Origin of the sequence: uncultured Brachyspira sp., from assembly GCF_910588665.1 — a bacterium.
Taxonomy (GTDB): domain Bacteria; phylum Spirochaetota; class Brachyspiria; order Brachyspirales; family Brachyspiraceae; genus Brachyspira.
In genome coordinates this window covers 67,235-92,921 of sequence record NZ_CAJUPR010000007.1, presented here as the reverse complement: position 1 = coordinate 92,921, position 25,687 = coordinate 67,235, and the positions used below count along the sequence as shown (strand labels likewise).

28 protein-coding genes, 1 tRNA gene, 1 pseudogene and 1 riboswitch are annotated in these 25,687 nt (G+C 33.0%); of the genes and pseudogenes, 9 read left to right on the top strand and 21 right to left on the bottom strand.

The features are described from left to right. The first annotated feature begins 7 nt into the window (after positions 1–7). Genes hisD through QZ306_RS06730 form a run of 3 tightly spaced genes read left to right on the top strand, consistent with a single transcriptional unit; the run spans position 8 to position 2,817 of the window. Positions 8–1,282, top strand: a complete 1,275-nt coding sequence (gene hisD / locus QZ306_RS06740) for a histidinol dehydrogenase (protein WP_295162385.1) — start codon at positions 8–10, stop codon at positions 1,280–1,282. Positions 1,283–1,288: 6 nt separating this feature from the next. Next, on the top strand, positions 1,289–2,056 hold the full coding sequence (locus tag QZ306_RS06735) for a site-specific DNA-methyltransferase (protein ID WP_295162383.1): 768 nt from the start codon (positions 1,289–1,291) through the stop codon (positions 2,054–2,056). A gap of 5 nt (positions 2,057–2,061) precedes the next feature. Continuing rightward, on the top strand, positions 2,062–2,817 hold the full coding sequence (locus QZ306_RS06730; protein WP_295162381.1) for a hypothetical protein: 756 nt from the start codon (positions 2,062–2,064) through the stop codon (positions 2,815–2,817). A 73-nt stretch (positions 2,818–2,890) separates the two neighbouring features. Here QZ306_RS06730 and QZ306_RS06725 read toward each other — a convergent pair. The 11 genes and pseudogenes from QZ306_RS06725 to rpmG form a co-directional block, all read right to left on the bottom strand. Continuing rightward, positions 2,891–3,072 (bottom strand): annotated as a pseudogene (locus QZ306_RS06725) (C4-dicarboxylate ABC transporter); the annotation flags it as partial. A gap of 99 nt (positions 3,073–3,171) precedes the next feature. Next, positions 3,172–7,374: a DNA-directed RNA polymerase subunit beta' gene (gene rpoC / locus QZ306_RS06720; protein ID WP_295162378.1), complete on the bottom strand. Its 4,203-nt coding sequence runs from the start codon at positions 7,372–7,374 to the stop codon at positions 3,172–3,174. 19 nt (positions 7,375–7,393) lie between these two features. Continuing rightward, positions 7,394–10,915 carry a DNA-directed RNA polymerase subunit beta gene (rpoB, locus tag QZ306_RS06715; protein ID WP_295162376.1) on the bottom strand — a complete coding sequence of 1,174 codons (3,522 nt, stop codon included), beginning with the start codon at positions 10,913–10,915 and terminating at the stop codon, positions 7,394–7,396. 133 nt (positions 10,916–11,048) lie between these two features. Further along, positions 11,049–11,435 (bottom strand): 50S ribosomal protein L7/L12, encoded by a 387-nt coding sequence (gene rplL, locus QZ306_RS06710; protein ID WP_295162374.1) that lies wholly within the window; start codon positions 11,433–11,435, stop codon positions 11,049–11,051. 65 nt (positions 11,436–11,500) lie between these two features. Next, positions 11,501–12,025: a 50S ribosomal protein L10 gene (gene rplJ, locus QZ306_RS06705; protein WP_295162372.1), complete on the bottom strand. Its 525-nt coding sequence runs from the start codon at positions 12,023–12,025 to the stop codon at positions 11,501–11,503. A 103-nt stretch (positions 12,026–12,128) separates the two neighbouring features. Next, entirely contained in the window at positions 12,129–12,830 is a 702-nt protein-coding gene (rplA, locus tag QZ306_RS06700; protein WP_295162514.1) for a 50S ribosomal protein L1, read from the bottom strand. Positions 12,831–12,898: 68 nt separating this feature from the next. After that, on the bottom strand, positions 12,899–13,321 hold the full coding sequence (gene rplK, locus QZ306_RS06695; protein WP_295162370.1) for a 50S ribosomal protein L11: 423 nt from the start codon (positions 13,319–13,321) through the stop codon (positions 12,899–12,901). 33 nt (positions 13,322–13,354) lie between these two features. Then, the gene (gene nusG, locus QZ306_RS06690; protein ID WP_295162369.1) at positions 13,355–13,930 is read right to left on the bottom strand and encodes a transcription termination/antitermination protein NusG; all 576 of its coding nucleotides are present in this window, start codon (positions 13,928–13,930) and stop codon (positions 13,355–13,357) included. A gap of 6 nt (positions 13,931–13,936) precedes the next feature. After that, positions 13,937–14,257: a preprotein translocase subunit SecE gene (secE, locus tag QZ306_RS06685; RefSeq protein WP_295162367.1), complete on the bottom strand. Its 321-nt coding sequence runs from the start codon at positions 14,255–14,257 to the stop codon at positions 13,937–13,939. Between the two features lie 35 nt (positions 14,258–14,292). Continuing rightward, positions 14,293–14,365, bottom strand: a tRNA-Trp gene (locus tag QZ306_RS06680). 31 nt (positions 14,366–14,396) lie between these two features. After that, positions 14,397–14,573: a 50S ribosomal protein L33 gene (rpmG, locus tag QZ306_RS06675; RefSeq protein ID WP_008723772.1), complete on the bottom strand. Its 177-nt coding sequence runs from the start codon at positions 14,571–14,573 to the stop codon at positions 14,397–14,399. 255 nt (positions 14,574–14,828) lie between these two features. Here rpmG and QZ306_RS06670 point away from each other — a divergent pair, with 255 nt between their 5' ends. Further along, positions 14,829–15,188, top strand: a complete 360-nt coding sequence (locus tag QZ306_RS06670; RefSeq protein ID WP_295162365.1) for a CidA/LrgA family protein — start codon at positions 14,829–14,831, stop codon at positions 15,186–15,188. A 2-nt stretch (positions 15,189–15,190) separates the two neighbouring features. Continuing rightward, on the top strand, positions 15,191–15,901 hold the full coding sequence (locus tag QZ306_RS06665; protein WP_295162363.1) for an LrgB family protein: 711 nt from the start codon (positions 15,191–15,193) through the stop codon (positions 15,899–15,901). Positions 15,902–15,903: 2 nt separating this feature from the next. Here the strand turns inward: QZ306_RS06665 and QZ306_RS06660 are convergent, their stop codons facing one another. Further along, positions 15,904–16,317, bottom strand: coding sequence for a hypothetical protein (locus QZ306_RS06660; RefSeq protein WP_295162362.1), 414 nt, complete (start codon positions 16,315–16,317; stop codon positions 15,904–15,906). A gap of 24 nt (positions 16,318–16,341) precedes the next feature. Beyond that, on the bottom strand, positions 16,342–16,566 hold the full coding sequence (locus QZ306_RS06655) for a hypothetical protein (RefSeq protein WP_295162360.1): 225 nt from the start codon (positions 16,564–16,566) through the stop codon (positions 16,342–16,344). A 383-nt stretch (positions 16,567–16,949) separates the two neighbouring features. Beyond that, positions 16,950–17,056, top strand: a riboswitch (TPP riboswitch). A 262-nt stretch (positions 17,057–17,318) separates the two neighbouring features. Here QZ306_RS06655 and thiM point away from each other — a divergent pair. The 3 genes from thiM to thiD all read left to right on the top strand — a co-directional run bounded on the left by thiM (position 17,319) and on the right by thiD (position 19,715). Next, positions 17,319–18,140 carry a hydroxyethylthiazole kinase gene (thiM, locus tag QZ306_RS06650; protein ID WP_295162358.1) on the top strand — a complete coding sequence of 274 codons (822 nt, stop codon included), beginning with the start codon at positions 17,319–17,321 and terminating at the stop codon, positions 18,138–18,140. Next, positions 18,127–18,768, top strand: coding sequence for a thiamine phosphate synthase (thiE, locus tag QZ306_RS06645; RefSeq protein ID WP_295162356.1), 642 nt, complete (start codon positions 18,127–18,129; stop codon positions 18,766–18,768). Before thiM ends, thiE begins: the two co-directional genes overlap by 14 nt. Positions 18,769–18,905: 137 nt before the next feature. Then, positions 18,906–19,715, top strand: a complete 810-nt coding sequence (gene thiD / locus QZ306_RS06640; protein WP_295162354.1) for a bifunctional hydroxymethylpyrimidine kinase/phosphomethylpyrimidine kinase — start codon at positions 18,906–18,908, stop codon at positions 19,713–19,715. Between the two features lie 48 nt (positions 19,716–19,763). Here thiD and QZ306_RS06635 read toward each other — a convergent pair whose 3' ends face one another. Genes QZ306_RS06635 through QZ306_RS06605 form a run of 7 tightly spaced genes read right to left on the bottom strand, consistent with a single transcriptional unit; the run spans position 19,764 to position 22,191 of the window. Then, positions 19,764–20,000, bottom strand: coding sequence for a hypothetical protein (locus QZ306_RS06635; protein ID WP_295162353.1), 237 nt, complete (start codon positions 19,998–20,000; stop codon positions 19,764–19,766). Between the two features lie 40 nt (positions 20,001–20,040). Then, a complete protein-coding gene (locus QZ306_RS06630) occupies positions 20,041–20,199 on the bottom strand; it encodes a hypothetical protein (RefSeq protein ID WP_295162351.1) in 159 nt (52 codons plus the stop codon). Beyond that, positions 20,196–20,885 (bottom strand): hypothetical protein, encoded by a 690-nt coding sequence (locus QZ306_RS06625; RefSeq protein WP_295162350.1) that lies wholly within the window; start codon positions 20,883–20,885, stop codon positions 20,196–20,198. The genes QZ306_RS06630 and QZ306_RS06625 overlap by 4 nt, the downstream gene beginning before the upstream one ends. Positions 20,886–20,935: 50 nt before the next feature. Next, positions 20,936–21,280, bottom strand: coding sequence for a hypothetical protein (locus QZ306_RS06620; protein ID WP_295162348.1), 345 nt, complete (start codon positions 21,278–21,280; stop codon positions 20,936–20,938). After that, positions 21,277–21,615, bottom strand: coding sequence for a hypothetical protein (locus tag QZ306_RS06615; protein ID WP_295162347.1), 339 nt, complete (start codon positions 21,613–21,615; stop codon positions 21,277–21,279). Before QZ306_RS06615 ends, QZ306_RS06620 begins: the two co-directional genes overlap by 4 nt. A 59-nt stretch (positions 21,616–21,674) precedes the next feature. Further along, complete coding sequence (locus tag QZ306_RS06610) at positions 21,675–21,812, bottom strand: hypothetical protein (RefSeq protein WP_295162345.1); 138 nt, start codon at positions 21,810–21,812, stop codon at positions 21,675–21,677. 43 nt (positions 21,813–21,855) lie between these two features. Continuing rightward, the gene (locus QZ306_RS06605) at positions 21,856–22,191 is read right to left on the bottom strand and encodes an ankyrin repeat domain-containing protein (RefSeq protein ID WP_295162343.1); all 336 of its coding nucleotides are present in this window, start codon (positions 22,189–22,191) and stop codon (positions 21,856–21,858) included. 719 nt (positions 22,192–22,910) lie between these two features. Here QZ306_RS06605 and QZ306_RS06600 point away from each other — a divergent pair. Then, positions 22,911–24,542, top strand: coding sequence for a vWA domain-containing protein (locus QZ306_RS06600; RefSeq protein WP_295162512.1), 1,632 nt, complete (start codon positions 22,911–22,913; stop codon positions 24,540–24,542). A 115-nt stretch (positions 24,543–24,657) separates the two neighbouring features. Here QZ306_RS06600 and QZ306_RS06595 read toward each other — a convergent pair whose 3' ends face one another. Next, a complete protein-coding gene (locus QZ306_RS06595; protein WP_295162342.1) occupies positions 24,658–25,671 on the bottom strand; it encodes an alpha-hydroxy-acid oxidizing protein in 1,014 nt (337 codons plus the stop codon). Between the last annotated feature and the right edge of the window lie 16 nt (positions 25,672–25,687).

Genomic DNA, 25,687 nt, shown 5'->3' with positions numbered 1-25,687 from the left:
AGGTTTCATGATAAAAGTAATAAATTATAAAGAATGCAAATCATTAGATGACTGTGTTTTAAGAAGTCAGTTCAGCTATAATGATGTTAATGAAAAAGTAAAAGCAGTATTAGAAGATGTAAAAAAAAACGGAGATGCCGCCTTAATAAAATATGCTAAAATGTTTGATGATGTGCAACTAGATAATTTAGAAGTAAGCGGAAATGAAATAGAAGAGGCATATAATAAATCGGATAAAGAGTTTAAAGAAACATTAAAATCGGCTTATCAAAATATAGAAAAATTCCATAAAAAACAATTAAGAAACAGCTTTATAACAAATGAAGATGAAGGCATTATAATAGGTCAGATTATAAACCCAATAGAAAAAGTAGGAGTTTATATTCCTGGAGGTACGGCGGTTTATCCTTCAACGGTTCTTATGAATGTTATACCTGCAAAAGTAGCGGGGGTAAGCGAAATAATACTGGTATCTCCTCCAAACAAAGAAGGCAAAATAAACAGCAATATATTAGCGGCTGCAAAAATAGCAGGGGTAAATAGAATCTTTAAGACTGGAGGAGCTCAGGCAATAGCTGCCTTAAGCTACGGAACAGAGTCCGTACCAAAAGTATATAAAATAGTCGGACCTGGAAACATATATGTATCTATGGCTAAAAGACTGGTATACGGCGAGGTATCAATTGATATGGTGGCAGGGCCAAGCGAAATATTAATAATAGCAGACGAAACGGCAAGCCATATACATATAGCCTCAGATATGCTTGCACAGGCTGAACATGATAAATTAGCATCAAGTATATTAATAACAACAAGCATAGAAAAGGCGGAAAAAACTAAAGAGGAATTATACAGACAGCTAGAAAAATTAAGCCGTAAAAATATAGCAATGGAATCTATAGAAAATAACGGAAGGATAATAATTACAGAAACTATAGATGAAGCTGTATATATAAGCAATGAAATAGCCCCCGAACATTTAGAGATAAGCATAAAAGATCCTTTCTCTGTATTAAGCAAAATAAAAAATGCAGGATCAATATTTTTAGGAGATTATACTCCTGAGGCTTTGGGAGATTATTTATCAGGCGCAAATCATGTTATACCCACAAGCGGAACGGCTAAATTTAACTCCCCTCTATCGGTTGACGACTTTATAAAAAAATCATATATAACCTATTATACTAAAGATGCATTATATAAAGTAAAAGATTATATAATAAATTTTGCAGAACATGAAAGTTTAGATGCGCATGCCAATTCTGTAAAAGTAAGGTTTTAATTAAATATGGGTTTTGATATAATAAAAGGAAATTGCATAGAAATATTAGACACTATAGAGGAAAAATCTATAGATATGATATTTGCAGATCCGCCTTATAATCTATCAAATAACGGTATAACTTGCCATGCAGGTAAAATGGTTAGCGTAAATAAAGGCGAATGGGATAAAAGTTTAGGATTTGAAGAAGATGCAGCTTTTTATGAGGCTTGGATATCAAAGTGTAAAAAGGTTTTAAAAGATGATGGTACTATATGGATAAGCGGAACTAATCACAGCATATATAAATGCGGATTTATACTTGAAAAATTAGGATTTTATATATTAAATGATATAGTTTGGTATAAGCCTAATGCCGCCCCTAATTTAAGCTGCAAAGTATTTACCCATAGCCATGAAACTATTCTATGGGCTAAAAAAAATAAAAATGCAAAACATTACTATAATTATGATCTTATGAAAAATATGGATTTTGAAGAAGACAAATTAAAATCTAAAGGCAAGCAGATGAGAAGTGTATGGTCAATATCATCTGCATCAAAGACTGAGAAAATGCATGGCAAACACCCTACTCAAAAGCCGTTAAATCTATTAACTAGAATAATATTAGCATCAACAAAAGACAATGATACGGTTTTAGATCCTTTTAATGGTTCAGGCACTACAGCCGTAGCATGTAAAATAATAGGAAATAGAAACTATATAGGTATAGAAATAGATAAAAATTATATAGAACTTACAAATAAAAGACTTAAAAGTGTTAATAAGGAATAGTTTTTATGAATAATAATTCTTGGAAAGCTATATTTGATAAATATAATATATATGAGCATAATTTTGATAATGAACCATTTTATATTACTAACAAAATGATAAAAGATGCTACTAAGCATTTCAATTCAACTTCAGAAAAAGAAGTGAGAATTCTATGTAAACAAGATCACAGAAAAAGCAGACCTGATATATTTATCAAAAAAGGATTATTTTTACTTCCTGTAAAAAATGGAAAATATGTAATAATAAAAGGAGAAGGATATATTGATATACCTGATATAACTTCTAAGACTTTTAAATATAAATCTAAATTAGAATTTGATTTAGATACATCTAAAATAGGCAATTCAGAAATGCAGCATCTAGATTTTGCCTATGCTTCAAGTATAATAAGAACTTTTACTGAAGACAATACACTTGTACTTACAATAAGAGGAAAGAAATATACACCTAAATTTTCTTTTTATGTAGAAAAAACATTAATAGAAGTTGAAAGTGTGCAGACAGAAGTGGATGCAGGTTATGAAGGAAGGAATAATATTGTCTTAATAGAAGCTAAAAACTCTCAAACTAAAGATACTATTATAAGACAATTATATTATCCATATAGACAATGGTCTGAATATACAAGCAAAAATGTACGCACTTTATTTTTTGAAAAAAGGTATAATGAATATTTAATTTGGGAGTTTAAATTTAAAGATATCAATAGCTACAATAGTATTTATTTATATAAAAAAGCAAAATATAGTATAGATTAATAACTTTTTATTATTATCTTTTTGCATATATTTAATAAAGCAAAATATATAATTTGTTTAATTAACATATAAGAAAATCTTCAAATGATAAAAATATTTTAGTTATAATAGTTAATATTAAAACAGACGAAATCAAAGCCCATGTATAGGCAAATATTTAATTCCTGTAAATATAGTCCAAGCATTAAATATACCGCTTGTACCAAGGGCTAAACCTTTAAAAGCTGAAGGTATTTTATTTATCTTATCTACCATTTTTATATGCGCTTTATTAATTATTTATTTTAATGCTTAAATAATAGAATTATATAAAAATAAAAGGGACTTATATATTTATAAATCCCTTCAAACTTTTTATACGGTAATTTGCTGTATCTCTTCTTCTTTAGAAATATTATCTGTATTTTCTTTCTGATCTAAATCTCCGATTTCTTTATTATAAACATGAAGCTTATTATAAAGCTTGACGCCGGTACCTGCAGGTATTAAATGACCTATAATAACATTTTCTTTTAATCCGAGAAGTTTATCAACCTTGCCTTTAATGGCTGCATTAGTTAAAACTTTAGTTGTTTCTTGGAAAGAAGCTGAAGATATAAAGCTTTCAGTATTAAGAGCAGCTTTAGTTAATCCTAAAAGTACAGGTTTTCCGCTTGCAGGAGATCCTCCCGCCTCTTCATATCTTTTATTTTCTTCTTCAAACTCGTATTTATCCACATACTGCCCTACAATATATTTAGTATCTCCCGGATCTGTTATTTCAAGTCTCCTCAGCATCTGTCTTATTATAAGAGCAAAGTGCTTATCATTAATACCAACACCCTGCTGATTATATACAGTCTGAATTTCTTCAAGCAAATAAGTCTGCAAAGCCAAATCTCCCTGAGTTTCTAATATATCATGAGGATTTATCTTACCTGCGCATAATTGAGTGCCTGTTTTTACATGATCGCCGTTTCTTACAAGAAGCATTTTTCCATGAGGCACTAAATGTTTAGTTTCGTCAAATTCATTTCTGATTTTAACCACTTTTTTACCCTTATGAGAACCGCCAATTTCAACTTCTCCGTCAATACCCGCAATAATAGCGGTATCTTTAGGTTTTTGAGCTTCAAGCAATTCCTGTACTCTAGGAAGACCTCCTGTAATATCCCTGCTTTTTTGCTGTATTCGTGTAGTTTTAGCGATAACCTCTCCTATTTCAACTTTCGCATTATTTTCAACCATAAGCTGAGCGCCGTTAGGTATATCGGTTTCAAAAGGATCGCCTTCTCCTGTAATTAATATTTTAGGCTGTTTATTTTCATTTTTTACTTCTCTGATTATATAAGTTTTATTGCCTATCTGTTCATCTATCTCTTCAACCATAGTACTTCCAAGTTCAATATCCTGATATCTTACAATACCTGATTTTTCAGAGATAATAGGTTCATTATAACTGTCAAAGCTGGCAATAACAGTATTTGCCTCTATAAATACATGCTCATCAACTTTATATTCGCTTCCTACTTTAATAACAATATTATGCTTAGATCCCGTAATCATTAAATATTTATCATCATCGGTAACTTTTAAAGTACCGTTATGAGTAGCTTTTATTTCGGTTCCGTCTTTAAGATTAGCTACAACATCTCCAATAAGCACTTTAGAATTATTTTCAGCTAAAATATCTTTCAAAGAAGATTTTTCCCATTTATCTAAAACTCTTCTTATAACTAAATCTCCTTTTCTGGCTGTAATTTTTATGCCGTTCGGCTGAACCACATAATTAGAGAATTGTTCTATATATATAGGATAATTAACTTTAACTTCATTTTCTTCAACCATCTGAGTGGCAACACCGCCTATATGGAAAGTTCTCATTGTAAGCTGGGTACCGGGCTGTCCTATACTCTGAGCCGCAACTACTCCTACTGCCTCGCCTATGGAAGCAAGATTATTAGTAGATAAGCTTCTTCCGTAGCATTTCTGACAAACCCCCATTCTGCTTTCACAAGTAAGAGGATGTCTTATATTAATTTTTTCTATTCCCGCTTTTTCTATAATATCCCCGATTTCTTCCGTAATTTCAGTATTTGCAGAACATATAAGTTCTTTAGTAATAGGATGATAAATATGCTCTCCTGTAAAGAATCCGACAACTCTGTCTTTAAGAGACTTTTTAATCTCATCTCCATTTTTTATAGCTTCTATTCCTATGCTTTTAACAGTTCCGCAGTCATGTTCGGAAACAACAACACCTATTGCAACATCAACTAATTTTCTGGTAAGATAACCAGCACTTGAAGTTTTTAATGCAGTATCGGCAAGACCTTTTCTAGCGCCATGTGTGGAAATAAAATATTCCTGTACTGTAAGACCCTCTTTAAAGTTTGAAATAATAGGAAGTTCTATAATTTCTCCCGAAGGCTTAGCCATAAGACCCCGCATACTTGCAAGCTGTCTTATCTGCTGCTTAGATCCTCTGGCTCCGGAATCAGCCATTATATATACAGGATTAAATCCGTCCTGATCCTGTCTAAGATTATCCATCATAGCTTCGGTTATCTTACCTTCAACCGTAGTCCAAATATCCATAACCTTCTGTTTTTTCTCATCTGTGGTAATAATACCATTCATATACTGATTCTCAATGAACTCAACCTGTTTAGTAGCATCTTCTATCTCATACTTTTTCATAGGAGGTATAAGTATGTCGGCTATAGAAATAGTAGAACCGAATACTGTGGCGCTTTTGTAACCAAGTTCTTTAATATCATCAAGCATATTAACAGTTACAGCCGTTCCATGTTTTAAATATACTTCATGAATAAATTTAGCTAAGTCTTTGCTGTTAAAATCTCTATTTTGATATCTGAAATCTTCAGGAATAACTTCATTAAACTTTAATCTTCCAACAGAAGTTTCAATAAACTCTTCTTCTCCGTCCTTATTTTTCATTAAAACTTTAATTCTGGATTCCAGCTCTACTAAATCATTATCATAAGCAAGCAAAGCATCTTTAGCTGAGGAGAATATTTTCCCCTCTCCTTTGATTCCAACTCTAAGCTTAGTTAAATAATTAATTCCGAGAACTATATCCTGAGTGGGATTAACAATAGGTTCTCCGTTTGCAGGATTCAATATATTATGAGGAGCAAGCATCAAAGTCCAAGCCTCTATCTGAGCCTCTGCAGAAAGCGGAGTATGAACCGCCATCTGATCGCCGTCAAAGTCGGCATTATAAGCATGACATACTAAAGGGTGAAGCTGTATAGCTTTTCCTTCAACAAGCACAGGCTCAAATGCCTGTATGCCCAATCTATGAAGCGTAGGAGCTCTGTTTAAAAGCACAGGATGTTCTTTAGCTATCTCTTCCAATACTCCCCAAACTTCTTCTCTGCCCTCTTCTACAAATCTTTTTGCAGATTTTATATTATGGGCTGAATTAATTTCAACTAATTTTTTCATTATAAAAGGCTTAAATAATTCCACAGCCATTTTTTTAGGAAGTCCGCATTGATGCATTTTAAGTCTAGGACCTGCAACAATAACCGAACGTCCGGAATAGTCAACTCTTTTACCCAGAAGATTTTGTCTGAAGCGTCCCTGCTTGCCTTTAAGCATATCTGAAAGAGATTTTAAAGGTCTGTTTCCGGGTCCTTTGACTACTTTCTTTCTTCTGCTGTTATCAAATAAAGCATCAACAGCTTCCTGAAGCATTCTCTTTTCATTTCTTATAATAATATCAGGCGCTCTTAAAACTAATAATCTTCTTAAACGGATATTTCTATTAATAACCCTTCTATATAAATCATTCAAATCAGAAGTAGCAAAGCGTCCGCCGTCAAGCTGAACCATAGGTCTTAAATCAGGAGGAATTACAGGCACTACATCAAGTATCATCCAAGTAGGATCATTTCCGCTTGCTTTAAAATCTTCAAATATTTCAAGACGCTTTCTTAAGCGTCTGTCGCTTTTCTCTCCTTTTTTTATCATCTCTTCTCTGAGTTTTCTGATTTCTTCGTCCATATCAAGATCTTTAAGCATATCTCTTATGCCTTCGGCTCCGATTCCTATTCTTATATTATCGCTGTATCTGTCTAAAGCTTCATTATATTCATCTTCAGTTAAAAGATCACCTTTGGAATAGGCGCTGTCGCCTGCATCAATAACAACATATCTTTCAAAATAAAGTACGCTTCTTAAATGAGAAATATTCATATTAAGAAGAAGCCCTATTCTTGAAGGAGTATTTCTGTAGTACCAAATATGAGCAACGGGAGCAGCCAATTCTATATGCCCCATTCTCTCGCGTCTTACCTTAAAATGAGTAACTTCAACACCGCATTTATCGCAAACCACACCTTTATAACGGATACTCTTAAACTTACCGCAGTAGCATTCATATTCTTTAGTAGTTCCAAATATTTTTTCGCAAAAAAGTCCGTCTCTTTCAGGTCTTAAAGTTCTGTAATTAATAGTTTCAGGTTTTTTAACTTCTCCGTAGCTCCATTCTCTCATAACCTGAGGGCTTGCTATACTAATTTTTATTTGGTCAAAGTTTGAAAATTGCATATACTTAAACTTCTCCTAATTATTTAAAAATCTTAGTTTGTTTCTTAGTTTTTTGTCTGAGTTCTTTTTCAGTGGAAGGAAGCTGATTGCCTTCTTCATCATGAATAGTAATATTAAGTCCTAAACCTCTCAGTTCCTGCACAAGTACATTAAAACTCTCTGGTATGCCCGGCGATGATATAACATCTCCTTTAACAATAGATTCGTATATTCTAGCACGTCCTGTCATATCGTCTGATTTAACGGTTAGAAACTCCTGAAGCATATTTGCAGCTCCGTAAGCCTCTAATGCCCAAACTTCCATCTCCCCTAAACGCTGACCTCCGAACTGAGATTTGCCTCCCAAAGGCTGCTGAGTAACAAGAGAGTAAGGACCTGTACTTCTTGCATGTACTTTATCTTCAACTAGGTGATTAAGCTTAAGCATATACATATATCCTACCGCAACTTCATTTTTGAAAGGCTCTCCCGTTCTTCCGTCATAAAGCTTAACCTTACCATTAGGATTCATTCCGCTTGCAATGAAAGCATCTCTTAAAGCATCTTCTTTAGGACCTTCAAATATAGGGCAGGCATATTTTATACCCATTTTATGACCAGACCAGCCTAAAAGCATCTCAATTACCTGTCCGATATTCATACGAGAAGGTACGCCTAAAGGATTGAGACATATATCAACTGGAGTACCATCTTCTAAAAACGGCATATCCTCTATAGGCATAATTCTTGCGACAACTCCTTTATTACCATGACGCCCTGCCATTTTATCGCCTTCCTGTATTATACGCTTTTTAGCTAAAAATACTTTTACGACTTCCTCTACTCCGGGCTTTAATTCATCTCCGTTTTCCCTGCTGTATACTCTTACATCTATGACAGTACCATCTTTGCCATGAGGTACCCTTAAAGAAGTATCTTTTACATCTCTTGCCTTTTCACCAAATATTGAATGAAGAAGTCTGTATTCTGGAGTTATTTCAGTTTCTCCTTTCGGAGTTACTTTTCCTACTAATATATCCCCCGCTTTTACTTTAGCGCCTATTCTCACAATACCTCTTTCATCTAGATTTTTGAAAGCGGCATCAGATACATTAGGTATATCTCTGGTTATATTCTCTTTATCTAATTTTGTTTCTCTGGCTTCAACTGAAAACTCTTCTATATGAATAGAGGTAAAAACATCTTCCTGAACTAATCTTCTGCTTAAAAGTATGGCATCTTCAAAGTTATAACCTTCAAAAATCATAAATGCAGCAAGAACATTTCTTCCTAAAGCTAATTCTCCATGATCTGTTGCAGGTCCGTCCGCTAAAAGACCTCCCGCTTTTACAATATCTCCTACATTTACCACAGGTCTCTGATGATAATTAGTATCCTGATTAGTTCTTTGATATTTAACCAACTCATAAACATCAAAATCATCGCTGCTGTTCTGCTTAGAAGGTTTTATTACTATTTCATCATGAACCACTTTTATAACTTTACCTGATCTTTTTGCATGTACTGCTATTCCAGTACCCGGCTGGCAAATTTTAGCCTCAACACCAGTACCGACTATAGGAGCTTCAGGATATAAAAGAGGAACACTTTGACGCTGCATGTTTGAACCCATTAATGCTCTGTTGGCATCATCATGCTCTAAAAACGGTATTAATGAACTTGAAAGCGAAACTATCTGCTGAGGCGAAACGTCCATATACTGTACTTGATCAGGCGAAGAATAAGGGAATTCGCTTCTGTATCTTGTGGATATAAGATTATCCTTAAAAGTACCGTCTTCATTTAAAGGAGCATTTGCATCTGCTATATGATATTTTTCTTCATCATGTGCCGTTAAATATTCTATATTATCGGTTACTTTTCCGTCAATTACCTTTCTGTAAGGAGTTTCCAAAAATCCATGCTTATTTATTTTTGCATAAGTTGCAAGCGAAACTATAAGTCCGATATTAGGTCCTTCTGGGGTTTCAATAGGACATATTTTTCCGTAATGAGTATGATGTACATCTCTTACTTCAAATCCCGCTCTGTCTCTGGTAAGACCGCCCTTGCCCAAAGCATTCAATCTTCTTTTATGAGTAATCTCTGATAAAGGATTATTCTGATCCATAAACTGAGACAATTGATTTGTACCGAAAAACTCTTTTATTACCGCCTGTATAAGTTTGATGCTTACAAGAGACTGAGGAGTTACAGCTTCCATATCCTGCATCTGCATTCTTTCTTTAGCTATACGCTCCATTCTGGTAAATCCCGCTTTTATCTGTATGGATAATAATTCTCCCACGCTTCTCACTCGTCTGTTGCCTAAATGATCAATATCATCTAACTGCTCTTCATTTATAAACACTTTTATTAAGAAGCGAATTGTCTCAATTATATCCTTATGTCTTAAAACTTTATCCTGCTCGCTTTCAGGAAAATTCAGTCTCTTATTCAATTTATAACGCCCAACATCTCCCAAAGCATAGGATTTAGGGTCAAACACCAAATCATTACAGGCTCTTACAACATTTTCTATTAAAGCAGGTTCTCCCGGTCTTATAACATTATAAATTTTTGTACATGCCTCTTCTTGATTTTTAGTAGTATCTTTATCTAAAGTATTAATTATAGTAACATTATCTTTTATAATATCCATATTTAATACGGATATTTCTTTAATTCCGCTCATTAAAAGCCTTTCAGCTAAATTAGTATTAATAAGTTCTCCCGGATTTAATATTATTTCGTCTGGATTTTCAGTGTCAAATACTGTAGAATATGAACGTCTGCCTATTAATGCTTCTTTTTTCTCATCATCTGAAAGTTCTTCCAATGAAATATTATCCACTTCATAAAATAATTTCAAAATCTCTTCATTAGTTGTAATACCGATAGCTCTTAAAAATACAGTAACAGGAAGTTTTTTCTTTCTGTCTATTCTTACATACATTATGTCTTTTTTAGTATCAAGTTCAAATTCAAGCCAAGTACCCCTATCAGGAATTATTTTAGCCACAAACATAGCATCTCTGTCGCTTCTGTTGAAAACAACACCGGGCGATCTATGAATCTGAGAAACCACAACCCGTTCAGCCCCGTTAATTATAAAAGTAGCTCTATCGGTCATAGCAGGTATATCCCCTACAAAAATTTCCTGTTCTATAATTCTTTCAGGGTCTCTTATAGTCAATTGTACTTTTATTTTAAAAGGATAAGCATAAGTTTTATCTCTTCTTCTAGCCTCTTTTTCTGATATTTTAGGCTCCCCTATAGAGTATGATATAAACTCTATTTGCATCTTCTCATTGGAAGCTATTATAGGAAATATAGAAGTCAGCACCTCCTGCAATCCTTCATTTTTTCTCTTATTTTCAGGTATATCCTTTTGAAGGAAACTGTCATAAGATTCTTTCTGTATAGCGAGAAGGTCGGGAGGTTCTATTACAGAAACAGCTCGCGAAAAATTCACTCTTCCATTTTCAACTCTGTATTTTTTTGCGAACTCTATTCCTCTTTCAGGATATACTTTATTATCTATATGAATATTATTGGCCATATTAAAAGATCTCCGCATTTACGCTTTTTAATTTTTATTGAATTGATTAAATGCACTAATAAGAAGGGCATAAAAATATACCCTTCTTAAATATATGCATCATTAAATGTTAATGATATATTTACAAAAATAATTATTTAACTTCAACTTTACCGCCTGCCGCTTCTAATTGTTTCTTAATAGCCGCAGCTTCTTCCTTAGAAACTCCAGATTTGATTGTCTCTCCGCCTTTTTCAACGGCATCTTTAGCTTCTTTTAATCCTAAACCGCTAACCGCTCTAACTTCTTTAATAAGAGTTATTTTCTGAGCGGCATCAAAACCTGTAAGAATGATATCAAATTCATTTTTCTCTTCTTCAGCCGCCGCAGCACTGCCTGCTGCAGGAGCCGCTGCTACTGCTGCTACAGGCATAGCGGCAGTTACATTAAATTTTTCTTTTATAGCTTCCACCAATTCATGAAGCTCTATAACTTTCATATCTCCTATTGCCTGTAATATTTCTTCTTTACTTAAAGCCATTTTTTATCTCCTTAAAAAATTTGTTTAATAATTTTCTTTTTTATTCTTAAAAAAGTGACGGCATATTAAGCCGATTTTTTCTTTTCTTCTTCAACGCTGTCAAGAACATAAGCAAGCTCCGATATGATGCTTTGCAAACTGTTTGCTAAACCTGATATAGGAGCCTCAAGAGCCGTAACAAGATGAGAAAGTAAAACTTCTCTAGGCGGAATATCTGCAACTACCTGAACATCTGCAGGATTAAGCAAATCTTCACCCATATATCCGCCTTTGATTTTTATTTTATCATTTTTTTTAGCCGCTTCGCTGATTACTTTAGCAGCGCTGGGAACATCTTCTTTAGCAAATACTACGGCTGTAGGATTAATAAACATTTCATCTTTTACTTCTCTGCCAAGCTCTTTTAAAGCAATATACAATAAAGAGTTTTTACATATTTTCATTGAAGAAGAATTCTTTGCCAATTTGCGTCTTAAATCAGTAAGCTGCGCTACAGTTACTCCTCTGTAATCAAAGAATACTAAACCGGCACATGCTCCCATACTTTCTTTAAGCAATGATACTGTTTCAATGTTTTTCTTATTAGGCATAATACCACCTCTATTATATTAAACCGTCTTGATAATGCTATTCATATAATGGGATCACAAAATACAACTTCGCTTAAACAAAACAGATTTATAACTAAATTAATTACATTCTTATTTTTTTATGATCTATTTTAATGCCTACACCCATTGTAGATGTTACACCTATGGCTTTAATATACTCGCCTTTTAAATCTGACGGCTTTTTTCTCAAAATTTCATCATAAAATGCTTTAAAATTTTCGTTCAGCTTATCAAAATCCATTGAAGCTTTTCCTATACCAATTCTAACTATACCGTTTTTATCGGCTCTGTATTCCATTCTTCCCGCTTTGAAACTTTTTACAGCCTGAGATACATCAAGCGTAACCGTTCCTGTTTTAGGATTAGGCATAAGTCCTTTTCTTCCGAGAATTTGACCTAATTTTCCGACTTCCTTCATTAAATCGGGGGTTGAAATAGCAATATCAAAATCGGTATATCCGCCTTTAATTTTATCTATCAAGTCTTCAAAGCCAACTTCAGCAGCACCCGCCGCTTTTGCCTCATCAGCTTTCTCACCTTGAGCGAATACTACCACTCTTTTTTCTTTACCAAATGCATTTGGGAATGACAGTGTATCTCTTATTGAATGTTTCGGCAATATATTGAGATTAATTGTAACCTCAATAGTCTCATCAAATTTACAGGTAGCATTTTTCTTGGCTAATTCTATAGCCTCTTCAGCCGAATAGATTCTTAATTTCTCTACTTGCTTCCTTATAGCGTCGTAACGTTTGCCGCCTATTTTTTTTTCTTTTGTAGCCATAATTATTATTCCTTTTTTCAAACGTATACTCCCATTTATCAATATTAATAAATGGTATGCTTATTTTATTATTCTACTTTAATACCCATAGCACGGGCAGTACCCGCAACTATTTTCTTTGCAGCTTCAATATCATTAGCTGACATATAATCCATTTTTTCCTGGGCGATTTCCTCAAGCTGCTTCTGATTAATTGCCGCAACCTTAGTTTTATTAGGCTCTCCCGAACCTTTTTCTATACCCAATTTCTTCTTAATTAATGCAGAAGTAGATGTGCCTTTAGTAACAAATGTATATGTTTTATCTTCATACACTGTTATATAGGTGTTTAATATCTGCCCTTTCATTTTAGAAGTTTTAGCGTTAAAATCTTTAACGAAAGCGGCTATTTGTATCTGCTTCTGACCTAATGCAGGTCCCAATGGAGGAGCAGGAGTTGCTTCTCCGCCAGGTATACGAACCTTCACTATACCAACTACTCTTTTAGCCATTTTACTACCTCTTGATTTTTATTTTTTATTAAATTATATTTTTTTTACTTTACTAAATTCCAACTCTGTAGGAGTACTTCTCCCGAATATTTCTATTTTTACAGTTACTTTACCCTTATCTGAATTAATATTTTCTATTATGCCGTTCAAACCGTTAAAAGGTCCGTCTATTACCTGAACCTTTTCTCCTATATCAAATTCCATTCCTATAATTTCATTTATGCCAGTCTTTGATTTTTCTTCTCTGTTTTCAAATATACGTGCAACATCGGATTCGCTTAGCGGAGTTGGGATAATATTACCCTCTTCCTTAGTTGTTGCATGACTTCCTATAAAGCCTGCAACACCAGGAGTTCTTCTAACCATAGACTGAGTTGCATCATTCATAATCATTTTTACCAATACATAACCGGGATAGAAAAATTCTTCTTTGGATACTTTCTTACCATTCTTTGTGGAAGTTACCGTTTCTGAAGGTATATATATATCTACTATTAAATCGGACATACCGTTTTCTTTAGCTCTTTTTTCTATGCGCTCACGGACCTTGTTTTCATATCCATGCTGAGTATGAACTATATACCATCTATAATCTTTTATATCAGACATATTTTATCACCTATTATATCTATTTTTTCTAATATAACGAATAGCAAAATATATTACAAACAGAACAATAACAGCAAGCAACAAAAATAATGTTATTTTAGAAGATATTAAACTGCTCAAGATCGAACCGTCCAGCAAAGCTCTTGTTAAAAATGTAACAGTATAATCCGCAGCACCTAAAAAAGCCGATGCTAAAATAAGCAGAATTATAACAACAACTGTTTGATTTACAACATCTTGACGAGTAGGCCATACACTCCTCTCAAAAAGCTCTTTTTTTATTTCTTTTATAGAATCAAATATATTATTTTTCTTTTTATCAGCCATAAAACCTACCCTAATTATATTATACAAAAAACAATCAGGTCAGACAGGAGTCGAACCTGCAACACCCGGTTTTGGAGACCGGTGCTCTACCAATTGAACTACTGACCCAAATTTATAAAAATTCTATATTTAGAATTATTTATCTTGATACTTTTAACTCTTTATGTATAGTATGCTTTTTATCATGAGGGCAGTATTTTTTTAATTCCAGCTTTTCAGGAACATTCTGCTTATTTTTTGTTGTTATATAATTTTTTCTTTTGCATTCTGTGCATTGAAGATGTATTTGCTCCGTTTTTACTTTAGCGCCTGCCATTTTTATCTCCTTAAAAATATTCCAAAGGAATAGGATAACCTGCAATTTACAAGGTATTCTATTGTATATCTAAATAAATTTTATGTCAAGAAAAAAACATCAATAAATATGTATTTTTAACAATATACAAAATGTTATGCTTATATATTTATGAAAATTAAAGTTTTTACAATATAAAAAACTATTTATTATTTAAAAAAATAAATTAATATATATAATATTAAAAATTTTATTTTAATTTAAGGAAATAAAAAAATGAAGCTGATAAAACAATTTGCAATTATATCTTCAATATATTCGCTGTCATATATATTAAGCAAAACTCTGAAACTTCCTATACCCGCAAATGTCATAGGTATGGTACTTCTTTTTTTATTATTAGCTGCAGGCATAATAAAAGAAAATCACATAGATAAGGCAAGCGATATCCTTATAAGCAATATGGCTCTGTTATTTATACCCGGAACTTTAGCTATAATAGACGAATATAAATATGTGAAAGATGAGATAATACCTTTTATAATTATATGCGTATTTTTTACAATAGTTATTATGATTGCAACAGGCATATCCGCTCAATTTTTGGAAAAAATAATATCAAGATTAAGGAAGTAAAAATGAAAGAATTATTTATACAAAACCCCATTATACCAATAGTTATAACTTTAATAGCATATATAATATCATATACCGTATATATAAAAACTAAGCTTCCTATTTTAAATCCTCTGGCAACAAGCGTAATATTATTAGGCATTTCGCTATATTTTATGCAGGTGCCTTACTCGGTTTATAATGAAAGCGGAGGAAAGTTTATAAGCGCTTTTGTTGGACCTGTAACAGTTGCATTAGCTTTGCCTATATATAGAAATCTTCCGATATTAAAAGCTAATCTGCCTGTAATATTTATAAGCATAGCAATAGGAAGTTCTTTAGGAATTACAGGAATATTTATTTCGGCAAAATTACTAGGAGTATCCGAAGAATTATTTCCTTCGCTATTAACAAAATCCGTTACTACCGCTATAGCTGTTGATATAACTGCTAATATGAAAGGCATAAAATCCATTACAGTTTTATCAGTTATGATATCAGGATTAATAGGAGCTGTAACAGCACCATTTATATGCAGAATATTTAAAATAAAATCTCCTCTGGCAATAGGTCTTGCTATAGGCACATCATCTCATGCCGTAGGTACAAGCAAAGCTATAGAAATTGGAGAAACTGAAGGCGCTATGTCGGGTCTTGCAATAGGAGTCGCAGGCGTTTTAACTGTTGTAATTCTTCCTATATTATATAAACTGCTTTTAATTATATGGAATTAAAACTATCTTATATTTGATTCCATTATATTAATTATATCATTATTTTTAAAGTAAACATCAAATATATTTTCATCATCTCCGCATTCTACTTTGGAATCTATACTTCCGTCTTCATTTACTTTTATTAAAATCTTATATATGTCTATATTATTATACCAATTGTCATCAACATCTATGAACATAAAATCACCGTAAGCATTCTTTAATATTTCTTTTGAATCGGATAATAATACAATATGATCTTTCAAATTATTAATAATGTCATCTAACTTCAAAGATTTATGAACGCCTATATCAAATAAAGTTTCTAATTCTTTATTAAAAACCTTCATAGGTTTAAACACTTTATATAATTTCCAATCATCTTCAATTATATTAGCACAGGCTACATCAAATAAATCCTCTATTTCTATCATAATTTTAACTAATAATAATGTATACTAATTATTTTTTCTATGTATTATATATAATGAAGGTGCGGCAATAATCGAAAATAATATAATACTGTAAAATATACCATATATATCTAAATCATATCTATATTTAACTATTTCGGTTTCTTTTCTGAAAGGAGTGGGTTTACTGTCTCCGTCAGGTCCTTTACATTCCTGTTCTGAAAATAAAACTGATAGCATAAAAAACAAAATAAATAAATATTTTTTCATTATCTAAGAATCTCTTTTGTATTTTTATATACAGAATTTTAGTATATAAAAAAAAATTAATAAGTCAATATATTTGAATAATAATATAGAAATTAATAATAAAATAAAAAAACCAGACTATAAAAAATAGCCTGATTTATATTATAAAGAATATTAATGATTAATCTTTTTTTCTCTATTAATTTCTATACTTCATCATATCTTGGTATGGAGTTGGTTGGCGGTATATCTTTTATCATTATTTTTCATTAAAACTCCAAACTTTCAAGATATTCTTTTATTGGATCTTTGCTTATCCATTCATCTTCAAGTAATTTAAGATTTATCTGTTTTTTATTAACAGACCCTTGCAAATAGGAAAATTAAGTGATATAATTACTGTAACAAATAAACAGGGGAGCTTATGTTTGCAGGCTGAGAGGAAGTAATCACTTCGACCCTTAAACCTGATGCGGATAATGCCGCCGGAGGAAGTTATCAATAGCTGTACTTTTTCAGGGGGCATCTTATTCAGATGTGCCCTTTTTTTATTGTATTTATAAGGAGACTGTTATTATGAAATCAAGCTATATCAAAAAATTCTGTTTTGTATGCTGTTCTGTTCATAAAAAAGGAATCAGGCAGGATTTAATTTTATATCTATATTATCCGCTTTTTAATCTCCGCTTCTGCAGGAGTATACTGTCATTCATACTGCGTGGAATACAAAAACGAACTGATATTTTGTATAAAGTTATAATGGAGATGCCGTTATGCTGATGGAATTGTTTGATAATGTTAGGCGTAAACGACCGCTAATACACAACATCACCAACTATGTTACAGCCAACGACTGCGCCAATATACTGCTGGCCTGCGGGGGATCACCAATCATGGCTGATGATGCTGACGAGGCGGAGGAAATTACTGCAATCTGCGGCGGTCTGAATATCAATATAGGCACATTGAACCAGCATACTATTCCTGCCATGTTCTCTGCAGGAAAACGGTCAAACGAACTTGGACACCCTGTGATACTGGATCCAGTAGGAGCAGGGGCATCAAGACTGCGTACGGATACCGCCCTCCAGCTGATAAGGGATATCAGATTTTCAGTAATACGAGGTAATATTTCGGAAATCAAGACTCTATATATGGGCTGCGGCAACACTAAGGGTGTGGATGCGGATATATCAGACCAAATCATGGAGGAAAATCTGGACTGGGCGGTATCTTTCGCCAAAGATTTTTCCATGCAGACTAAATCTATCATCATCATTACTGGAGCTACTGACATTGTAGCGGATAGTGAGCAAGCTTACTGTATACGAAACGGATGTCCCGAAATGTCTGCCGTTACAGGCACAGGATGTCAGCTCTCTGCTTTGACGGCAGCCTTTATCACCGCCAACCCTGATAGAATACTAGAGTCCGCCGCCGCCGCTGTGTGCGCTATGGGAATATGCGGAGAAATAGCCTATAAACGTATGTCAGAAATGGACGGCAATTCATCTTACAGAAACTATATCATTGATGCTATGTATCTACTGACTCCAGCGGAACTGAAGAAAGGAGCAAAATATGAGGTGCGATAAAAAACATATGCTGCTCTATGCTGTCACCGACAGGACCTGGATCGGTAAACAGACGCTTTACCAGCAGGTGGAAGCGGCTCTAAAGGGCGGAGTAACCTGTGTACAGTTGCGGGAAAAGTCATTAGACAATGCGGCGTTTCTGCAGGAAGCAATAGATATCCGCACACTGTGCAGAGCTTATGAAATCCCATTTATTGTTAATGACAACTTAGAGATAGCCATCGCATGCGAAGCAGACGGTATTCATGTCGGACAGGAAGACATAAATGCTTCAGATGTCCGTCGCCGTGTGGGTAAGTCTATGATACTGGGAGTCTCAGTACATACAGTGGAGGAAGCCTGCCGGGCCGTTCAAGACGGCGCCGACTATCTGGGATTAGGGGCGGTATTTTCCACCGCCACAAAGACTAATGCGAGCAGGATGTCCAACAAAATCCTGAGGCAAATCTGCAGCTCAGTTGAAATTCCAACTGTAGCCATTGGAGGCATCAATAGGGACAATCTACTCAATCTGTCAGGCAGCGGCGTGAATGGAGTGGCGCTAGTATCTGCAATTTTCTCATCGGAAAATATTGAGGAAACCTGCAGGGAGTTGCGGACGCTGTCTGAGAAAATAGTGGACTTATAATGATTTACGGCATAATTTTTGATACGGACAGCCCACTGCTGGATTATATATAATATATTTAGGATACCATTGATGAAAAATATTGTGCTTCATCTGGTAGAAGACAATAAAAAAACCCGAATTAAGGAGACAAAGCTATGAAAACAGTATTATCTATCGCTGGGACAGACCCCAGCGGAGGGGCGGGAATTCAGGCTGATTTGAAAACGATGACTATGAACGGTGTTTTTGCTATGAGTGCCATTACAGCGCTGGTGGCTCAGAATACTACAGGTGTGAAGAAAATTATGGAAATCCCCCCCGAATTCTTAGGTGCGCAGATAGATGCAGTATTTGAAGACATTCCGCCCAATGCAGTGAAGATTGGCATGGTAGCCTCCAGCAGCCTGATTAAGAAAATTGCGGAGCGGCTGCGTTTTTATAAAGCGAGGAATATAGTAATTGACCCTGTGATGGTGAGCACAAGCGGCGATAGGCTTATCTCAGAAGATGCGGTGGATACGCTGAAAACCTGCCTGCTGACTCTGGCAGATTTAGCCACACCCAATATTCCTGAGGCTGAAATTTTATCAGGTATGAGCATCAGGAATCAAAAGGACATTGAGAGTGCCGCCAAACAAATCAGCAATGCTTTTGGATGTGCTGTACTTTTGAAAGGCGGACACAACATTAATGACGCAAATGATTATCTCTATACGGACAGTGCTGGGACATGGTTCTATGGAATCTATATTGATAACCCAAACACACATGGAACAGGCTGTACTCTGTCCAGTGCCATCGCATCCAATCTTGCTAAGGGCTTTAACCTATCCGCATCTATTCAGCGGTCAAAGAATTACCTATCTGGTGCTCTTAGAGCTATGCTAAACCTAGGGCATGGAAGAGGACCCATGCAGCATAATTTTAATCTAACAGGGGAATTTGAGAAGGAGCCAGATAGATGAAAACCGCAGAGGGGATTTTATCTCCAGCATAATGAAATTTTCGGCGGATTACAATGGGATACTTAAATCCCCGCAATACCCACATAAATGCAACAACTCACAATCCCAAAAAGTCATTTTTACATCGCCTATATTTGTTTTATTGGATTTTAAAAACAACTCCAAAGTTTTTACGCTGTTTTTAATTTTATGCAAGTAAAAATCATTGCGCAAGTCAATATTTTCACCCTCTAACTCAAACTCTCTTTGAAAGGGGATTCCGTGTTTTATATTCTTAAACTTCATTTTCTTTATCCTTTTAGAGGATTCTCAAAATCCCCGTGATTTATTCGCCTTTTGCCTCGCCATAGGATTCCATAAAGCTTTGCAAATCTTGCCTTAATTCCTTGTCATTAAGATAATTCAAAATCTGCTCATCAGACCTTGCCATATAAAAATATTGCAATCGTAGTCTAAGTACATCTTTTTGGCTTGAGATATTCATATAATATTATTCTCCAAAGAATAAATCAAAATATCAAATATTTCTGCTTCCCCATTATCATATTCTATAGAAATCTTACGTTCTTCATTAGTTCTTGGGTCATTTTTTAAAATCTTAAGCGCTTGTTCTTTTTGATTTAACTCTATAAGAAGTAAAATTTGCATTAAGGATTTATCTTTCCAAAATACATCTTTATTGTTTTCATATTTATAGATATAATCATAAAGTCCTTGAACTGTACTAGATGTATCAATCTTAAAAGCGTTTAAAAGATTTTCTATGCTTTTCTTATAGGATTTTAAAAAACCATTATAAGTATCCTCCGCCATATCATCTAATGCAAAATCATGTAATTCATGTATATTAGAAAATTCCATACTTTTAAAAGAAAATGGGAAAGATCTAACACCATATTCATTTAAGATTTTAAAATCTAAGTCAGGCTTATCAAGTCCTATAGCTTGGCATAAAATTTCATCACTTTCTATGGATTTCACCCTAAAAGAAACATCAAGACTTATGCAATTTTTCTCTTGCTCTAAATAGTGTTCAAAAGTAAAAAGTAAATTATCAAAAATACCAAAAGTTATAAATTCTTCTGTTTTTAAGCCATATTGTGCTGAAAATTTGTCTAGCTTTTTGCAAAAATTTATAACAATTTCATCTAATATCTCCTGCTGTATCATCTCAAATCCTTTATTAAATCTAAAATTATTGATAAAGACTATCCTCTATCTTACAATACTTTTAATCCTAAGCCCTTGAGCTCTTTTAAACTCATAGCTCTAATTAAGATTCTTTCTTCTGATTGTATTAAAGCATAGTCTTGTAATTTTTCTAAAGCTTCCTTGTATTCTAAATATCCTAAAGGTTTATTTTCACTTATACTAAAAAAGCTTAATCTCCACTCTGCATCTTTATCTTCATCATCTAATTCAAAATTCTCCCAAGGTTCTTTAAAAAGAATCGTATCGGTATCCTCACTTAAAGTGAAATTTACCATTAATCCGTTGGGGAGTTCATAGAGTTTTGGCATAGCTTCATAAGCTTCTTCCCAACGTTTTTTTAATCTTTGCATCATTTAAAATCCTTTAAAGCATCAATAAAATACCTTAAATACCCTGTTTGCTCTGCTACCCATTCTTCTAAAGTCATGTCTGCTAACCCTTCTTCATCATCGTCAGGATCTCCGTCAAAATAGTCCCCTCCTTTAAAATCAGCAGGATTATCATAAAGCTCCATTTCTTCCAGCTCTAAGTATTCTTCTAAACCCTCTATATAATTTGAAAGTATTTCGCCATTAAAGTTTATTTTATCATAATCTGCAATCACTTGAAAATTATCAGGCAGAATAACATTATACTTTTCATCAAGCTTAAAATTTTCTTCTTCATAGCTTAAAATCTCAAGAATCATTGTTTTTGCTTCATCTTTTTTCAAACTATCTAATGCTGTTTTAAAATAACTATCATCGGTCAGATATACTTACTAAAAATATTCTGCAGCAAATCTTTAGAAAATATTTTTTTGTCTTTTTCAGATGTTTTTTTATTTTCTTTTGTGTCTGCTGCAGTTGTTTTGGAAGTTTTTTTATTTTCTTTAAATTTATGCAAAATATCTTCTTTAGTGCCTGTTAAGAAAAATGGTATTTCTTTTTCATCTATTTCCTTTTTTTCTCATCATATCTGCCATGCTTCCTTTGCAGCTGTCTCTGGTGCTATCAAGCATTTTAGCTATATATACATCATCATTTTCATAGGCTATATTAAATGCAGTTTTTCCCTCATTATTTCTGATAAACGGATTGCACTCAATAAGCATTGCAACTGCCCCGTCACTGCTCAGCATTGCCGCATGATGTAATAGAGTATTGCCGTCTTCATCACGAATATTAATAAACTCTTCATCATCAGTTAAAAGAAATATTTGAAGCTTATTAATCTCATTATTTTCTATTGCTTCTACATAGTATTCAAAACTTTGTTTCGTCATTCAGTACCACCTTATAAAAAATTAGATAGTATAATAATATACTCTATAAAAAAAATCAAGATATTAATTAATTATATATAAAAAAATACTAAATATTTTAATATTATTATACTAAAAATTTATAAAGGATATAATTTTATAATAACTATAAAACATTATTTATTATTATTACTATGCTCTCTTCAGCCTTTAAGACTTAAATAAATTTATTTAATGGCAGTCTGTCGCTTTATTATTTTTTTTTTTTGCAGAAGGCACACAGCGCAAAAAAAGAAAACAAAAAAATAACTACGCTAATATTTAAAAGTTTATCAGTAGTAAGAAAGCTTGAAAATACAACAAAGCAGCCAAAAGAATAGCAACAATAAAAGGCATTAATATATAATAACAGATTTTCAAAAATTAATGTAATTGTTTTTTTCTTCTTTATTTTGATAAAAAAGAAGTCGGCTTTTTTGGTTCTTTTTGCGGTGTGTGCCTTCGGCAAAAAAATAAAATAAAAAACAATACCAAAAAAGAAAAGCATTAAATAAATCAGAAAAAGAAATAAAACAATAATAGAAATATGATATAATAAAAAATGCGGTCAGCGAACATAACAATAATAAAAAACATAACAACATATATAAACTTTAATTAAAAATATTACAATACAATTAACATAATAATGCAGATTTATAATACACGCAGCCGATAATAATTTGCAAGAGGTATTAATGATGAGAAGTATAAGATATAAATATTTGTTTGTTATTTTATCGGTAGTATTCATTACTACTTTAGAAAATTTATACGGTCAAAATAGTGCAAATAATTATTCTATGAGAATTAATACAAATGATGTGGAAATAGTAAAATTTGTAAACGGATATCAAATCAATATTAAGAAAAAACCATATATATCAGGATTCAGACTTCTTTTAAAGCTTAACGGCGGCGGAAATTCCTATATTTATATTGATAATAGCGGAAGCGGTAATTCCATAATTAATATAAAAAACACAGACTTTCTTAACACATTAGGAGATGTATTCAGTGTTTTTATTCCAAACACTGTTTATTTAGATAGAAAAAATAATTATTCTCAATTCATATTGAGAGACAATATTAATTTAATATTAGAGGCTTATGATATTAACGGCAATACATTATCAAACACAGATATAATATTAAAACCTAATAACACAGCATCTGCAGTTCCTTCCATCAGCCTTAGAAATGTGGAAAAAGAGGGAGATTTATATGCATTTTATTTATATTATTCAGGAGGAGAAAACGGCAGATACGCATTTTATTTCAGGGAAGGAAAAACCAATAATTCATATAAATTAATAAATACTTCTTTTGGAAATATTTCCGATTATGACAGCAGCGGTATAATATTAGAAGATACTTTCAATAGAGAACTTGGAAAAAAACTTTATATAAAAGCATATTTCAGACAATTGCCTGAAGACAGATATTTATCTTTTAATGTTTTTAATATGCATGGAGAAAGCTTCACCTACCCGATAGATTATTGTTTAGAAACTGCTGATATTAAGGAAAAAGAGACACCTCCTCCTATTCCTAATGCAGGAAATGAGGGTGCCGTTCAAATAAGACCTTCCTATAGGGTAATAGAGCAGTCTACAAACACAATGATAGTAAAAAGAGATTCTTCGGTAAAAATTAACAGTGAAAATGAAACAAAAACTTTATCTTCTGAAAAAATAAATATAGATGCGAAAAATAATAATGATTATAATAGAGAGGCTGCAGACACTTTAAATAATGCAAGCAAATCCTTTAATACTTCAAATAATTATGTTAAAGATGCAGATGAATTAAATAAAAAATTAAAAAATATTGTTGACAGATATAAAGAAGACGGCGGAATTGATTTAGTTATAGTACTTGATACAACTGAGAGTATGCATCCTTATTTGAAAGCTATTAAAAGAGATATAAGCGGCATTGCTGGAAATCTGTTTAATAATAATAAATATTCAAGAATAGGTTTTCTGCTTTACAGAGATGTACAAGATACATATCTCACAAAAAGAATAGATTTCAGCGATAATATCAATTTTATAAACAGAGAAGTTAATTATTTTTATGCTGCAGGAGGCGGAGATAAAGCGGAACCTATGTATGAGGCTTTGCAGGAAGCATTGGAGAAATTTGAATATATAAATAAAAAAAGATTAATTATAGTTTTGACGGATGCACCTGCTAAAGTTATTGGAAGAGCAGATTTAAACTTAAATTTAACTACAGCTAAAGAAAAAGATATAACCGTAGAGTTTATATTGGCTTCTGAAATAAAAGAAGATATTTACGATGATCATTTATACTTTTTAAGTTTTTAATTGATTAAAATTACAAATCTATAATATTATTAATAATATTTATAATTTAAAATAATATTCAATATAAAGAGATATTTAATTTCTCCTTATATTGAATTATTTAAAAGCAGAAAAATTAAAGCCTGACAATATCTCTTGTTATTTCTTTCAGGCTGTGAACTCCGCACATAGCCATAGCATCTTCAAGTTCGGCACCCAATTGAGCGGCATAAGATTTGACGCCCTCTTCTCCTCCTCCGTAAACGGCTATTACGAAAGTTCTTGCAATAACAGCTCCGTCCGCACCTAAGGCAAGAGCTTTTAATATATCAGCTCCGCTTCTGATTCCACCGTCAACTAATATTTTTATTTTTCCTTTCACAGCATCGGCTATCTCGGGTAATACTTCGGCTGTGGAAGCGCATTGGTCAAGCACACGTCCGCCATGATTAGATACTATAATAGCATCAGCTCCAGACTCCACAGCCTTTTGAGCTCCTTTTACAGTCATTATGCCTTTTATTATAAAAGGTCTTTTAGCAATTTCTTTTATTTGTCTTAATTCGTCTGCAGTTTTGCTTCCCGCTTTAGGAGTGAGATTTTTTAAAAAAGGAAGTCCTGCACCATCAATATCCATAGCTACAGCAAAAGCATTTGAATCTGCAATTAATTTCATTTTTTCTTTAATGACATCCATATTCCAAGGCTTAACGGTTGGTATTCCTATGCCGTTTTGTTTTTTTATCATAGAAGTAGCAGCTATCATTACATTCGGATTAACTCCGTCTCCTGTAAAAGCGCATATTCCAGCTTCCGAACATGATTGTACTAATATATCATTATATTCTTCGTCAGTATATTTATTTCCGTAATGAAGCTGAACAGCCCCAACAGGTCCTGCAAATATAGGATATTTAAACTTTTTGCCGAACAGTTCAAAAGAAGCATCAACATCTTCATTGGAGCATATTGTATCCATATTAAGTCTTATATCTCCCCATTTGTCATAATTTCTAATAGCACCGTCTCCTACTCCTTTAGCGCCGGGTCCTGGCATAATATTTTTACAGACCTTTCCGTTACATATAATACAGGCTTTGCAAAACCCCATGCAATCTTTTGCATTTTCTATAATTTCTTTATATGTCATTAAAAACTCCTTACAA

Bases quoted from the DNA above. Each gene is read 5' to 3' on its own strand.
- hisD (WP_295162385.1), top strand. From the start codon at position 8: ATGATAAAAGTAATAAATTATAAAGAATGCAAATCATTAGATGACTGT.
- QZ306_RS06735 (WP_295162383.1), top strand. From the start codon at position 1,289: ATGGGTTTTGATATAATAAAAGGAAATTGCATAGAAATATTAGACACT.
- QZ306_RS06730 (WP_295162381.1), top strand. From the start codon at position 2,062: ATGAATAATAATTCTTGGAAAGCTATATTTGATAAATATAATATATAT.
- rpoC (WP_295162378.1), bottom strand. From the start codon at position 7,374: ATGCAATTTTCAAACTTTGACCAAATAAAAATTAGTATAGCAAGCCCT.
- rpoB (WP_295162376.1), bottom strand. From the start codon at position 10,915: ATGGCCAATAATATTCATATAGATAATAAAGTATATCCTGAAAGAGGA.
- rplL (WP_295162374.1), bottom strand. From the start codon at position 11,435: ATGGCTTTAAGTAAAGAAGAAATATTACAGGCAATAGGAGATATGAAA.
- rplJ (WP_295162372.1), bottom strand. From the start codon at position 12,025: ATGCCTAATAAGAAAAACATTGAAACAGTATCATTGCTTAAAGAAAGT.
- rplA (WP_295162514.1), bottom strand. From the start codon at position 12,830: ATGGCTACAAAAGAAAAAAAAATAGGCGGCAAACGTTACGACGCTATA.
- rplK (WP_295162370.1), bottom strand. From the start codon at position 13,321: ATGGCTAAAAGAGTAGTTGGTATAGTGAAGGTTCGTATACCTGGCGGA.
- nusG (WP_295162369.1), bottom strand. From the start codon at position 13,930: ATGTCTGATATAAAAGATTATAGATGGTATATAGTTCATACTCAGCAT.
- secE (WP_295162367.1), bottom strand. From the start codon at position 14,257: ATGGCTGATAAAAAGAAAAATAATATATTTGATTCTATAAAAGAAATA.
- rpmG (WP_008723772.1), bottom strand. From the start codon at position 14,573: ATGGCAGGCGCTAAAGTAAAAACGGAGCAAATACATCTTCAATGCACA.
- QZ306_RS06670 (WP_295162365.1), top strand. From the start codon at position 14,829: ATGAAGCTGATAAAACAATTTGCAATTATATCTTCAATATATTCGCTG.
- QZ306_RS06665 (WP_295162363.1), top strand. From the start codon at position 15,191: ATGAAAGAATTATTTATACAAAACCCCATTATACCAATAGTTATAACT.
- QZ306_RS06660 (WP_295162362.1), bottom strand. From the start codon at position 16,317: ATGATAGAAATAGAGGATTTATTTGATGTAGCCTGTGCTAATATAATT.
- QZ306_RS06655 (WP_295162360.1), bottom strand. From the start codon at position 16,566: ATGAAAAAATATTTATTTATTTTGTTTTTTATGCTATCAGTTTTATTT.
- thiM (WP_295162358.1), top strand. From the start codon at position 17,319: ATGCTGATGGAATTGTTTGATAATGTTAGGCGTAAACGACCGCTAATA.
- thiE (WP_295162356.1), top strand. From the start codon at position 18,127: ATGAGGTGCGATAAAAAACATATGCTGCTCTATGCTGTCACCGACAGG.
- thiD (WP_295162354.1), top strand. From the start codon at position 18,906: ATGAAAACAGTATTATCTATCGCTGGGACAGACCCCAGCGGAGGGGCG.
- QZ306_RS06635 (WP_295162353.1), bottom strand. From the start codon at position 20,000: ATGAAGTTTAAGAATATAAAACACGGAATCCCCTTTCAAAGAGAGTTT.
- QZ306_RS06630 (WP_295162351.1), bottom strand. From the start codon at position 20,199: ATGAATATCTCAAGCCAAAAAGATGTACTTAGACTACGATTGCAATAT.
- QZ306_RS06625 (WP_295162350.1), bottom strand. From the start codon at position 20,885: ATGATACAGCAGGAGATATTAGATGAAATTGTTATAAATTTTTGCAAA.
- QZ306_RS06620 (WP_295162348.1), bottom strand. From the start codon at position 21,280: ATGATGCAAAGATTAAAAAAACGTTGGGAAGAAGCTTATGAAGCTATG.
- QZ306_RS06615 (WP_295162347.1), bottom strand. From the start codon at position 21,615: ATGATTCTTGAGATTTTAAGCTATGAAGAAGAAAATTTTAAGCTTGAT.
- QZ306_RS06605 (WP_295162343.1), bottom strand. From the start codon at position 22,191: ATGACGAAACAAAGTTTTGAATACTATGTAGAAGCAATAGAAAATAAT.
- QZ306_RS06600 (WP_295162512.1), top strand. From the start codon at position 22,911: ATGAGAAGTATAAGATATAAATATTTGTTTGTTATTTTATCGGTAGTA.
- QZ306_RS06595 (WP_295162342.1), bottom strand. From the start codon at position 25,671: ATGACATATAAAGAAATTATAGAAAATGCAAAAGATTGCATGGGGTTT.